The organism is Pseudomonas sp. E315 (genome assembly GCF_055406205.1).
This window is the reverse complement of the sequence record NZ_JBUZPJ010000011.1, coordinates 162,921-174,579: the sequence shown is the minus strand read 5'-3', so window position 1 is coordinate 174,579 and position 11,659 is coordinate 162,921. Positions and strand designations below refer to the sequence as shown.

Sequence of the window (11,659 nt, the reverse complement as noted above, 5' to 3'; positions counted from 1 at the left end):
TGTGGCTTGATGCCATTGCCGCCTTGAGCGCCGCCAGTTTGTGGCTTGATGCCATTGCCGCCTTGAGCGCCGCCAGTTTGTGGCTTGATGCCATTGCCGCCTTGAGCACCGCCAGTTTGTGGCTTGATGCCATTGCCGCCATGAACGCCGTGTTCAGTAACTTCCAAGAAAGGGCCGTTAGTGTGGGTTCCGGTATCGTTCTTTTGAGTCATGTCAGATTTCCTTATCTGTGTTTGTTTAGTTAGGTGTAATGCCGTAATGCCGACATACACCTCATACTAGTGCCTGTTTTGACGACCCAATCAGGGAGGGACGCTTCCATGCGCCTTTGTAGATTTACCCTGATGCGACTGACTATTTATCCGACAATATCGGGCTGATCGGCGCATCTTCACTGCGATGAAGTGCAACTTGGCGAATCGACAAGCGGATTTCAGCGGGTAACACACGTTTGGCAGCACCTTCCGCCAGTTCGCCCAGTAACTCGTGATAGCTCAACTTACCGTTGGTATCACGGCGCAACACATCTTCTTCAAGCAGCGTCTGGATAAAGTGGCGGAACAGGCTCTTGTCGAAGAATTCCGGAGCGTTCAGGCCGTGCAAAATCGACAGGCGTTGGGCCATCACCGTACACAGGTCTTCCAGTTCCTCTGCACTCAAGGTGTTTTGACCGCTGTTGAGTAGCAGCGAGATCGCCATGTAAAAACGTTGCAGGGTTTGCGCAATACTCTTGGACAGCAGAGTCAGCAACACAAAGTGCCGTGAACTTGGGGCCGGGCGCACATACACGTCGCCCTCCTGACGCAGTAAACCTTGCTCCACAAAGGCTTCAAGCCATTGGTCGATCACACCATCCAGTTCGTCCCGTGACCAGCGGATAAACAGCTCCGATTGCAGGTACGGATACAGTGCGTGGGCATAACGCAGGATTTGCTCACGGCTCATGCGCGAAGAGCTTTGGAAGAAGCTGGCCAGCAACGATGGCAGAGCAAAAATATGCAGCACGTTGTTGCGGTAATAGGTCATCAGGACTGCGTTTTGCTCATCCAGATACAGGATTTTGCCGAGCGCATCACTTTGCTCGGAAAGCAGGTCCATGTCTTTGACGTGTTCGATCAACGCCTTGCCATCGCCTTCAGGCAGCGTGGTGTGCGGCGAGTAGGGAACACGACGCAGCAGGGCCAGATACAGGTCGAGTATGCGAGCCATCGCCCGATCATCCAGCGCTAGTTTGCTGGTAGACAACAGGGCCAGAGCGACCAGATTGACCGGGTTGATTGCAGCCGCTTCGTTCAAGTGCTGAGCGACTTTTTCACCCAAGCGGTTAGTGGTTTCGTTCAACCATTGCGGACGGTACTGCGGGCCAAGTTCCTGTTGGCGCCAGTCAGGTTGTTCTTGATCCAAAAACTCCGCGAGCTTGATGGGTTCGCCAAAGTTGACAGCGACCTGACCAAATTTTTGCTTGAGCGCACCAATGACTTTGAAGATGTCAAAGATCGATTCTTTTTTCTTGCTTGCCCCACGTAACTCGCCCAGATAAGTGCGGCCTTCGAGCACGCGCTCGTAGCCGATGTACACCGGCACGAACACGATAGGCATGCGCGAGGAACGCAAAAAGCTGCGCAGGGTGATGGCCAGCATCCCGGTTTTGGGCTGGAGCATCCGTCCGGTACGCGAGCGACCGCCTTCGACGAAGTACTCCACCGGGAAGCCTTTAGTGAACAGCGTGTGCAGGTACTCGTTGAACACGGAGGTGTACAGCGGGTTGCCCTTGAACGTGCGGCGCATGAAAAACGCGCCGCCACGGCGCAGCAAGCGGCCAATGACGGGCATGTTGAGGTTAATGCCTGCGGCGATGTGCGGCGGCGTCAGGCCATTGCGAAACAGGAGATACGACAGCAACAAGTAGTCGATATGGCTGCGATGGCAGGGCACGTAAATAATTTCGTGGCCTTGCGCGACGTTTTGTACACCTTCGATGTGGTTGACCTTGACCCCGTCGTAAATCTTGTTCCAGAACCAGCTCAACACCACTTCGAAAAAACGAATGGCGGTGTAGGTGTAGTCCGAAGCAATTTCATTGGCATAGCGCAGTGCTTGGGCCTTGGCTTTGTCGGGCGAGATGTTTTCGCGTTCGGCCTCATCCAGGATTGCCTGGCGTACGGCGGGCTCGTTGATCAGCCCTTTGACCAGGTTGCGTCGGTGCGACAGGTCGGGGCCGATTACGGCAGTTTTCAGGTTGCGAAAGTGAACCCGCAAGATGCGCTGTGCCATACGCACGGTACGTTCGTGGCCTTTATTGAGGTCGATCAGTTCGCGCAAATGGATGGGTGCCGAGAACTGCACACGGGTTTTTCGGCCCAAAATCAGAATGCGTAAAAGACGGCGCAAGCGCCCGGTGACGGCCCAACTGTCGGCGAACAGCAGCTTCCACGGGCTGGATTCGCTGTCGGGCGATTGCCCCCAGAATACGCTGACCGGAATGATCTGTGCGTCTTCGGCCGGGTTATGAGTCAGGCCGTCAACCAGCCGGGTGAGGGTGGGTGGGGCGCCCCGTTTGTCTTGGCGGCCGAGCCAATCGGGCTCAGGGGTCAGGTAAAAAAAGGCCGCAGGCTCGATCATTGGGCCAACGGCCACGGGCAGTACCGGGCGTGGCAGGCCAGCTTTGGTGCATTCGGCGTCGACCACTGCCAGCTCAGTCAATGAGGGCGATTGCAGGACGTAGAACACGGGCCGGCTGCGGTCCAGATTCAAGGTAAAGGACGACTGATTGATCGTCTCGGAGCGTACCCAGAGGTACAGCAAGCGACGCAGTGCGCCAAACACAAGGCGGCGTAATGGGGAACGGGTCATACGGCTTCTGCGTTAGGTGGATTAAAACGAGTGTTTACTCGGGCCGGTAGTGTGCCGTATCTCCAGAAATTCGGCAAAAAAGCAGCGAAGTAATATTGATTGAGTGTTTTTAGCACTGTCTTATACTCGATGCTCTTTCGCCATGAAGCGTAAGACAAAGTCTTCAAATGCTAAGTTCGAGCGAAAGTTCTTAAAAGGGTCGATTTACTGAGCCCAGTCAATAATAAAAAAGGGGGGAAGGATTCATGACAACGCGCGTAACGGGCAACGTTAAGTGGTTCAACGATGCCAAAGGCTACGGTTTTATCCAGTGTGAAAATGGCGCTGATGTGTTTGTGCACTACCGAGCTATTCGGGGCGAAGGCCATCGCACACTTGCTGAGGGCCAGCAGGTTGAGTACACCCAGGTCACGGGCGACAAGGGCTTGCAGGCTGAGGATGTTGTAGGGCTGTAAGTCGCCGCCACTCTCTGTAGCAGCTGCCTGGCGGCAGTTGCTGCAGAGATGGGTGTTTTGTCTTAGGAACCGGTTTTCCAGGTGATTTCTTCCTGACCGTCTTCGCTGATGCGAATCCAGCGGTCAGCGGTCTCTTCACCTTCTTCTTCGACCCAACTGCCTGGCGCGCAACGTACTTCGATGTTCAGCGCTTTAAAGGCTGCGTGGGCGCAGGAAATGTCGTCTTCCCACGGCGTTTTGTCGCTGTCCAGAAACAGGCTGTTCCATTTGCCTACGGCTTTTGGCATCCAGGTGACTGGCACGTCGCCAGCGGTGCACTTGTAGGTTTCGCCTTTTTTCTTCCATTCCGAGCATGGCCCCAGAACTTCTGACAGCCAGTTTTCGACGTTCTTGTAGGTGACGTCTGAATCTTTCAGGTAAATCTCAAAATCGGGTTGGCTCATGGATGTCCTCACTGCGTGTCTGAAAAATCCATTCGCGGATTAATCGGGCCTGTGACGTTGACCGCAGGCCGTAAAGTTGATTATTGAAGAACGAAGTAATCGTAGCGCATCGAAACCGTGACCACTAAAGGCTCGGGGTGTTCGATAACCTGGGCCCGACGTTCGGCACTGGCGCGCCAGCCATGAGGGGTCATGGCCAGCAAGTTCGCGCGATCTTGGGGTTTGCTTAAATGCAGTGTGAACTCCAGTGTTTCACTGTGTTGCAACTGCATGCCTTCAGGCACTAGCGCCAAGTGCTTGTCGTCCGCGTAATCGCGCACTTCGTCGTACAGGCGTTCGCGTAATTCCATCAAGTGCCCGCGGGTTGGGCCAACGCGCATCAGACCGCCGCCGGGGCTGAGCAGGCGCTTGGCTTCAAGCCAGTCCAGCGGGCTGAACACGCTGGCCAAAAATTGGCAGCTTGCGTCAGCCAGCGGAACGCGAGCCATGCTGGCGATTAACCAGGTCAGTTGCGGGTTGCGTTTGCACGCACGCTTGACGGCCTCGCGGGAGATATCCAGCGCGTAACCATCGGCATGGGGCAGCGCTTCGGCGATTTGTGCGGTGTAGTAACCCTCACCGCAGCCAATATCGAGCCAGCGCTGAGGAGCACGCTCAGCGGCCAACTCGGCTAGCCGTTTGGCCACAGGCGCGTAATGGCCTGCATTGAGGAAGTCACGGCGTGCTTCAACCATCGCCTGATTGTCGCCAGGGTCGCGGCTGTTTTTGTGCTGCACCGGCAACAGGTTCAAATACCCCTGACGTGCGCGGTCAAAACGGTGGCCTGCCGGGCAGACCACGCCATTGTCGACGCCGGTCAGGGGTTCAGAGCAGATCGGGCAAGCGAGCATCAGGCGAGCAACTTGATCAGGGTTTGGTAGTAGATTTCGGTCAGCACATCGAGATCACTGGCCAAAACCCGTTCGTTAACTTGGTGAATGGTCGCGTTGACAGGGCCCAGTTCAACCACTTGGGTGCCGAGGGTGGCGATAAAGCGCCCGTCCGAAGTGCCGCCACTGGTGGACGCTTTGGTTTCGCGGCCTGTGACGTGCTTGATGCTAGAAGACACGGCGTCGAGCAGTGCGCCCGGCTCGGTCAGGAACGGCAGGCCAGACAGCGCCCACTCGATGTGCCAGTCAAGGCCGTGCTTGTCGAGGATATCTGCCACGCGCTGTTGCAGGCCTTCCACGGTGGATTCGGTCGAGAAGCGAAAGTTAAACACCGCTACCAGATCGCCGGGGATTACGTTAGTCGCGCCAGTGCCGGAATTGAGGTTGGAAATTTGGAAGCTGGTGGGTGGGAAGAAGGCGTTGCCATCGTCCCAGTGCTCAGCGGCCAGTTCTGCCAATGCCGGGGCTGCCAGATGAATAGGATTTTTAGCCAGATGCGGGTAAGCCACGTGACCTTGTACACCGCGAACCGTGAGTTTGGCGCCAAGCGAGCCGCGACGGCCGTTTTTGACCACATCACCGACCAGCGTTGTGCTTGACGGCTCGCCTACGATGCACCAGTCAAGACGCTCGTTGCGGGCGGCGAAACGCTCAACCACGGCTTTGGTGCCGTGGTGGGCCGGACCTTCTTCGTCGCTGGTGATCAGAAAAGCAACCGAGCCCTTGTGGTCCGGGTAGTCAGCGACAAAACGTTCAGCAGCAACGAGCATGGCGGCCAGACTGCCTTTCATGTCGGCGGCGCCACGTCCGCAGAGCATGCCGTGTTCGTCGATCAGCGCGTCAAACGGGTCGTTTTGCCAAGCCTGTACTGGGCCGGTCGGCACCACATCGGTGTGGCCGGCGAAGCACAATACCGGGCCATCATGTTTGCCGTGGGTTGCCCAGAAGTTGTCCACGTCTTCGATGCGCATCGGTTCGAGCTTAAAGCCGGCATCGCCCAGTCGTTGCATCATCAGCTTCTGGCAATCGGCGTCGATTGGCGTCACGGAAGGGCGACGAATCAGATCGCAGGCGAGTTGCAGGGTCGGCGAGAGGTCGGCGTGGGCCGTCATGGTGTGGACTCCGAAGCTGGGCTTGTTTGGACGCAGGCTTAAAATAGCGAGCTAGCTCGCGCCTACAGGGTTTGAGCAAGGCGCAAAAGGGCGGTTATCTTAAAGCAAAACGGCGGCCAGAGGCCGCCGTTTAGTGGTTGTGATTAATTTATGCTGCCGGTTGCTGTTCGGGGGCTTCAACAGGTTTAGGCAACGAAGACATAAAGGCCATGACCAGCGCCGCCAGATACGGCAGCGATTGCACCAGCAGCATCACCACCCAGAAGCGCATGTCGTTACTCGGCAGCCCGTGGACGAAGAAGATGCCAATCGCCGCGCCCCAAAGCAGCAGCATGATGAACACTTCTTCGCGAGCTTCCGAAATGGCAACCCAAAAGCCGTGGTTATCGGCATTCTTAGGTGTGCGGAAAAACGGAATGCTGGTGGTGAAAAATCCATACAACACGGCTTTGGCGATGGTATGTGACAAGGCTAACCCCGCCAGTGCAGCGGCAAAGGCATCCTTGAGGTTCACCCCCACGGTACGGCGGTACAGGAACACAATCTTGAACACCTTGAACACAAACAGTGCCAATGGCGGGATTGCAAAGATCAGCAACGGCGGATCGACGCGCGTAGGCACAATAATCATCGCCGCCGACCACAACAGAGCACCGACTGTGAAGAAGATGTTCATGCCGTCAGCCACCCACGGCAACCAGCCCGCGAGGAAGTGATAACGCTGGCCACGGGTCAGTTGCGTGTCCTTACCCAGCAGCAGGCTGGAGGTATGGCGTTTGATGATCTGAATCGCGCCATAGGCCCAGCGGAATCGCTGTTTTTTGAAGTCGATAAAGGTATCGGGCATCAGCCCTTTGCCATAGCTGTTGTGGGAATAAGCGGCGGAATAGCCCTTTTCAAAAATCCGCAGCCCCAGCTCGGCATCTTCGCAAATACACCAGTCGGCCCAACCAAGCTCCTCAAGTACAGAGCGGCGGGTCATGGTCATGGTGCCGTGTTGAATGATCGCGTCGCGGTCATTACGGGTGACCATGCCGATGTGGAAGAAGCCTTTGTACTCCGAGTAGCAGAGTTTTTTGAACGTGCTTTCGTTCTGGTCGCGGTAGTCCTGAGGCGATTGCACGATGGCGATTTTTGGGTCGGCAAAGTGCGGCACCATGTGCTTGAGCCAATTGCGATCAACACAGTAATCGGAGTCGATCACGGCAATGACTTCGGCATCCGGGGCGGTATGAGGAATCAGGTAGTTCAGTGCGCCGCCCTTGAACCCAGCCAATGGCGCGACGTGGAAGAACTTGAAACGTGGGCCCAGAGTCGCGCAATACGCCTGTACTGGCTCCCAAACGGCCGGGTCTTTGGTGTTGTTGTCGATGATCAACACTTCAAAGTCCGGGTAATCGAGGTTGGCCAGAGCATCCAGGGTCTGTTTGACCATCTCTGGGGGCTCGTTGTAGCACGGCACGTGAATCGAGACTTTAGGTCGGTAGGCATCGTCGCTTTCGATGGGTAAAAATTCGCGGCGACGCTTACGAACCCAGACTGCCTCGGCCAGCTCGTGGGCCTCGGTGAGCAAGACGATAAACACCCCGAGCGCACCCAAGCCGAGCAAAAAGCCTACGGTCAGGCTGAACCAGGTGCTGTATTGCTGACTGTAGTCATAGGCGATCCATACCAGCACTGACCCGCAAAGGAAGGCGGTGAAGGTCAGGAAGGTGCGGCCACGCTGGCGCAAGGCAGAGCCATCAATCAGCAGCAATGCCAGTGAAAGCAAAGCCAATACCACGGAGCCAATCGCTAGCACTCGCCACTGAGGAATGGCGACGACCGGGCCTTCGAAATTGAATTTTTGTTGGCGGGCAGCGTTGTACACGCCCCAGTAGGCGCCTACCGAACCTTCATCGCTGGCTTTCCAAGGCTGGTCGAAAGCTTCGATCACAAAGTAGTTGTAGCCGCGACGGTTTAGCGTGTTCACCAAATTACGTAAGTAAATGGCTTGATCTGCGGGGCTGGCATCGGCGCCACCGCGCATACGGCCGTTACTCGGCCAGCCAACCTCCGACAGCAGCAAAGGCTTTTTCGGGAACATTTTTTTCAGATCGCGGGCGCGGTCGAGTACAAACTGCCCAGCATCGTCCACCGGGATAAATTCCCAGTACGGCAGAATGTGCGCGGCAATCAGGTCAACGTGATCGGCCAGCTCCGGGTTGTGCTCCCAGATGTGCCATTGCTCGGACGTGGTGACGGGTACTTTTACCGCAGCGCGCACCCGATCCAGAATTTTAATCAGCTCGGCGGCTGTGATCTCTTCACGGAAAATCGCTTCGTTACCAACCACCACGCGCACGATGCTGCGCGAGTTATTGGCCAGTTCAATAGCTTTTTGGATTTCACGCTCGTTGCGTTCCTCGTCCGGGCTGATCCAGATACCCAGTGTTACCCGCAAACCGAACTCTTCGGCCAGCTTGGGAATGTCACCCAAGGGGCCGTCAACCGAATACGTACGAATGTTGTCGGTCAGTTTGCTCATGATCTCCAGGTCGCGACGCATTTCATCGTCCGTCGGGTACTGGTCTTTCTGAGGGAACTGGTTTTGCTGGAACGGTGAGTACGAAAAGCCAGAGATTTGCTCAGGCCAATTGGGCGCAGAGACCGGGCGATTAATCAGCGCCCAGAAGCCTGTGAAGAGCGCGGCGATGGCCAGCACCACCACTAGGTTGAGTCCAAATTTACGCGATGACATAACTATTTCGGGTTCCAAAAGGAGTGGCACGAAGATCGGCCTGCAAGTGCCAAGCGGCGGGCATCCTACACTGGGCCTTGAACTACCGTATAGCGCACACACTTATGGCTTATGCCTAGTGGGTACGCAATGCTTAGGTTTCATCCTTATTACTTGTAGCTCTTATCTTGTATCTAAGTGTGTATTTAAATGTTGCGGGGTCGAATGGAGCGCAGCAAAGGTACTCAACAGAACGTCGCGCCTCTATAATGCGCGCCGGTTTTTGGGGTGTTGGTCATGAGTGCAGAAGATCCACGGTTTGCGGGTGTAGCAAGGCTTTACGGCTTGGAAGGTCTGGACAGATTGCGTGCGGCGCATGTGGCGATCATTGGTGTCGGCGGGGTTGGTTCGTGGGCGGCTGAAGCGATTGCCCGCTGTGGGGTGGGCGAGATTTCGCTGTTTGATCTGGACGACGTGTGCGTCAGTAACAGTAATCGGCAACTGCACGCATTGAGCAGCACCATCGGTCGCGACAAGGTTGAGGTGATGGCGCAGCGCCTGCGAGAGATTAACCCTGAGTGCAAAGTGCATGCGGTGGCGGACTTCGTAACCCGTGAAACCATGGCCGAGTACATCACCCCCAACATTGATTGTGTGATCGATTGCATCGACAGCGTGAACGCCAAGGCTGCGCTGATTGCTTGGTGTAAGCGCCGCAAAATTCAAATCATCACCACCGGTGGTGCGGGCGGACAGATCGACCCCACGTTGATTCAAGTGTGCGACCTGAATCGTACCTTCAACGACCCGCTAGCCTCCAAAGTGCGCTCGACCTTGCGCCGGGATTACGGTTTTTCACGCACGGTGACCCGTCACTACAGCGTGCCGTGTGTGTTTTCGACAGAACAACTGCGTTACCCCAAGCCGGACGGCAGCATTTGCCTGCAAAAAAGCTTTGTGGGTGATGGGGTGAAGCTTGATTGTGCAGGCGGATTTGGCGCAGTGATGATGGTCACGGCCACCTTCGGCATGGTGGCCGCGACCAAAGCGGTAGACAAAATTGTGGCGGGCGTGCGCCGACCTTCGGAAAAGGTGAAGCCCGCGCCATAACCCTAGCAGCGAAGCCTACAAACCTGACTGCTTCGTGTGCCTGACACACCGCAGCGCTTGGTTTTACGACTACTGCGCAGTCGATCGCAGCCTGCGGCAGCTCCTACATGAGGTGTGTGCCACAGGTTTGCGGTTAACGCGGTCTTTGTGGAACAGACAATTTCGTGTGCCTGACACACCGCAGCGCTTGGTTTTACGACTGCTGGGCAGTCGATCGCAGCCTGCGGCAGCTCCTACATGAGGTGTGTGCCACAGCGCTTGCGGTTAACGCGGTCTTTGTGGAACAGACAATTTCGTGTGCCTGACACACCGCAGCGCTTGGTTTTACGACTGCTGCGCAGTCGATCGCAGCCTGCGGCAGCTCCTACATGATGGGCGTACCACAGGTTTGCGGTTAATCCGATCTGTGGTGTGTCAGTCGGGTGTGTTGGCCAGTTCTCGCATCCGTTGCAGCACGGCATTCAGGCCGTTGCTGCGTGATGGCGAGAGCTGGCGGCTCAGGCCGAGTTGGTTGAACCAGTCCGGCAAATCGACCTGTTGCAGTTGCTCAGCGCTCAGGCCATTGACCCGAGCCAGCAACAGTGCAACCAAGCCGCGGATCAGGCGCGCATCGCTGCTGGCCGCAAATTGCCAATGGCCATTCTTCAGTTCACCCACCAGCCACACCTGACTTTCACAACCGTGGACGCGGTTAGTCTCGGTTTTGTCTGCTTCGTTCAGCTCCGGTAAGCGCTGGCCCCATTGCATCAGCAAACGTGCGCGCTGTTCCCAACCTGTGCAGTGTTCAAAACTGTCCAAGGCTGCTTGTGCATTCGCGGGTAAGGTCATTGCAGTAACTCCAATGCCTGATCAAGTGCGTCGAAGAAGCGTTCTAAGTCTTCGGAGTCGTTGTACAAGGCGAGTGACACGCGGATCGCTCCGGCGAGCCCTAAGCTTTTCAGCAAGGGCATGGCGCAGTGATGGCCTGCACGCACGGCAATGCCTTGTTCGGTCAGCAAGTGCGCGAGGTCGGCATTATGGATGCCGTCTACCACAAAGCTGACCAGCGCCAATTGTGGCGTGCCCAGCAGGCGAATGCCTTGGCGCTGTTTTAAACCTTCAATCAACAGCGTGTGCAATGCGGCTTCATGGGCTTGAACGGCGTCTTGATCCAGGCTGCTCAGGTAGCTAAGCGTGGCGCCCAGGCCAATCACGCTGGCAATCGGCGGGGTGCCCGCTTCGAAGCCCAGCGGGGCAGGGCGAAAGGACGCATGTTGGTAGTCGGCGTCTTGCACCATCTCGCCACCAAACTGCCAGTGGCGTAGACGGCCCAGTGCCGCGTGACGACCAAACAACACACCCAGCCCGTCCGGGCCGTACAGTTTATGACTAGAAAACACATAAAAGTCGCAGCCCAACGCCTGTACATCATGACGCCCGTGGACAATGCCTTGGGCGCCATCGACCACTGTTAAGGCGTTCTGCGCTTTGGCCAGGGTCAACAGTTGAGGCAGTGGCTGCCATACGCCGAGTACATTCGACAGCTGGCTGACGGCCATCAGTCGAGTGCGAGGTGTAATCAGATTGGCGGCCGCAGCGAGATCAATCACGCCGTCGGCAGTGAGGGGCAACACCACCAGCTTCAACTGTTTGCGGTCTGCCAGCTGTTGCCAAGGCAGCAGATTGGCGTGGTGTTCCAGAGCGCTGATGACAATTTCATCGCCCGCGCTGAATTCGTGTTCCAGCCCGTAGGCCAGCAGGTTGAGGGCCGAAGTGGTGCCTTGGGTAAAGATGATGTGTCCGCAATCGCCCGCATTAAGCCATTGGGCTGCTTTATTTCGGCTGTTTTCAAATGCTTGGGTGGCGTGCGCGCCCGGCAAGTGTTGAGCGCGATGGACGTTGGCTGCGCCATTGGCGTAGTAATGCGTCAATGCGTCGAGCAATGTTTGGGGTTTTTGCGTGGTTGCAGCGTTGTCCAGATAGGTCTGGCCTTGACGTTGCAGGGCGGCGATGGCTGGAAAGTCAGCGCGCCAGGGAGAGGGCAAAAGCATGGTGTTCT

At 56.6% G+C, this 11,659-nt stretch carries 9 protein-coding genes and 1 pseudogene; 2 read left to right on the top strand and 8 right to left on the bottom strand.

What is annotated here, in order from left to right; genetic code table 11:
* Positions 1–212: pseudogene (locus ACZRJQ_RS16405) on the bottom strand (hypothetical protein); the annotation flags it as partial.
* Between the two features lie 142 nt (positions 213–354).
* Positions 355–2,853 (bottom strand): glycerol-3-phosphate 1-O-acyltransferase PlsB, encoded by a 2,499-nt coding sequence (plsB, locus tag ACZRJQ_RS16400; protein ID WP_463979370.1) that lies wholly within the window; start codon positions 2,851–2,853, stop codon positions 355–357.
* 245 nt (positions 2,854–3,098) lie between these two features.
* Between plsB and ACZRJQ_RS16395 the strand changes: the two genes are divergently transcribed.
* Positions 3,099–3,308, top strand: a complete 210-nt coding sequence (locus ACZRJQ_RS16395) for a cold-shock protein (protein WP_463979369.1) — start codon at positions 3,099–3,101, stop codon at positions 3,306–3,308.
* 62 nt (positions 3,309–3,370) lie between these two features.
* Here ACZRJQ_RS16395 and ACZRJQ_RS16390 read toward each other — a convergent pair whose 3' ends face one another.
* The 4 genes from ACZRJQ_RS16390 to ACZRJQ_RS16375 form a co-directional block, all read right to left on the bottom strand.
* Entirely contained in the window at positions 3,371–3,751 is a 381-nt protein-coding gene (locus tag ACZRJQ_RS16390) for a hypothetical protein (RefSeq protein ID WP_463979368.1), read from the bottom strand.
* Positions 3,752–3,831: 80 nt separating this feature from the next.
* Positions 3,832–4,641, bottom strand: a complete 810-nt coding sequence (locus ACZRJQ_RS16385; RefSeq protein ID WP_463979367.1) for a putative RNA methyltransferase — start codon at positions 4,639–4,641, stop codon at positions 3,832–3,834.
* Positions 4,641–5,792 carry a succinyl-diaminopimelate desuccinylase gene (dapE, locus tag ACZRJQ_RS16380; protein WP_463979366.1) on the bottom strand — a complete coding sequence of 384 codons (1,152 nt, stop codon included), beginning with the start codon at positions 5,790–5,792 and terminating at the stop codon, positions 4,641–4,643. Before dapE ends, ACZRJQ_RS16385 begins: the two co-directional genes overlap by 1 nt.
* 148 nt (positions 5,793–5,940) lie before the next feature.
* Positions 5,941–8,532, bottom strand: coding sequence for a glycosyltransferase (locus ACZRJQ_RS16375; protein WP_463979365.1), 2,592 nt, complete (start codon positions 8,530–8,532; stop codon positions 5,941–5,943).
* Positions 8,533–8,808: 276 nt separating this feature from the next.
* On the opposite strand from ACZRJQ_RS16375, the gene tcdA reads away from it, so the two are divergent.
* Positions 8,809–9,621 carry a tRNA cyclic N6-threonylcarbamoyladenosine(37) synthase TcdA gene (tcdA, locus tag ACZRJQ_RS16370; protein ID WP_463979364.1) on the top strand — a complete coding sequence of 271 codons (813 nt, stop codon included), beginning with the start codon at positions 8,809–8,811 and terminating at the stop codon, positions 9,619–9,621.
* Between the two features lie 414 nt (positions 9,622–10,035).
* Here tcdA and ACZRJQ_RS16365 read toward each other — a convergent pair whose 3' ends face one another.
* Both ACZRJQ_RS16365 and ACZRJQ_RS16360 read right to left on the bottom strand, forming a co-directional pair.
* Complete coding sequence (locus tag ACZRJQ_RS16365; RefSeq protein ID WP_463979363.1) at positions 10,036–10,449, bottom strand: SufE family protein; 414 nt, start codon at positions 10,447–10,449, stop codon at positions 10,036–10,038.
* Positions 10,446–11,651, bottom strand: coding sequence for an aminotransferase class V-fold PLP-dependent enzyme (locus tag ACZRJQ_RS16360; protein WP_463979362.1), 1,206 nt, complete (start codon positions 11,649–11,651; stop codon positions 10,446–10,448). The genes ACZRJQ_RS16365 and ACZRJQ_RS16360 overlap by 4 nt, the downstream gene beginning before the upstream one ends.
* Positions 11,652–11,659 lie beyond the last annotated feature (8 nt).

Bases quoted from the DNA above. Each gene is read 5' to 3' on its own strand.
- plsB (WP_463979370.1), bottom strand. From the start codon at position 2,853: ATGACCCGTTCCCCATTACGCCGCCTTGTGTTTGGCGCACTGCGTCGC.
- ACZRJQ_RS16395 (WP_463979369.1), top strand. From the start codon at position 3,099: ATGACAACGCGCGTAACGGGCAACGTTAAGTGGTTCAACGATGCCAAA.
- ACZRJQ_RS16390 (WP_463979368.1), bottom strand. From the start codon at position 3,751: ATGAGCCAACCCGATTTTGAGATTTACCTGAAAGATTCAGACGTCACC.
- ACZRJQ_RS16385 (WP_463979367.1), bottom strand. From the start codon at position 4,641: ATGCTCGCTTGCCCGATCTGCTCTGAACCCCTGACCGGCGTCGACAAT.
- dapE (WP_463979366.1), bottom strand. From the start codon at position 5,792: ATGACGGCCCACGCCGACCTCTCGCCGACCCTGCAACTCGCCTGCGAT.
- ACZRJQ_RS16375 (WP_463979365.1), bottom strand. From the start codon at position 8,532: ATGTCATCGCGTAAATTTGGACTCAACCTAGTGGTGGTGCTGGCCATC.
- tcdA (WP_463979364.1), top strand. From the start codon at position 8,809: ATGAGTGCAGAAGATCCACGGTTTGCGGGTGTAGCAAGGCTTTACGGC.
- ACZRJQ_RS16365 (WP_463979363.1), bottom strand. From the start codon at position 10,449: ATGACCTTACCCGCGAATGCACAAGCAGCCTTGGACAGTTTTGAACAC.
- ACZRJQ_RS16360 (WP_463979362.1), bottom strand. From the start codon at position 11,651: ATGCTTTTGCCCTCTCCCTGGCGCGCTGACTTTCCAGCCATCGCCGCC.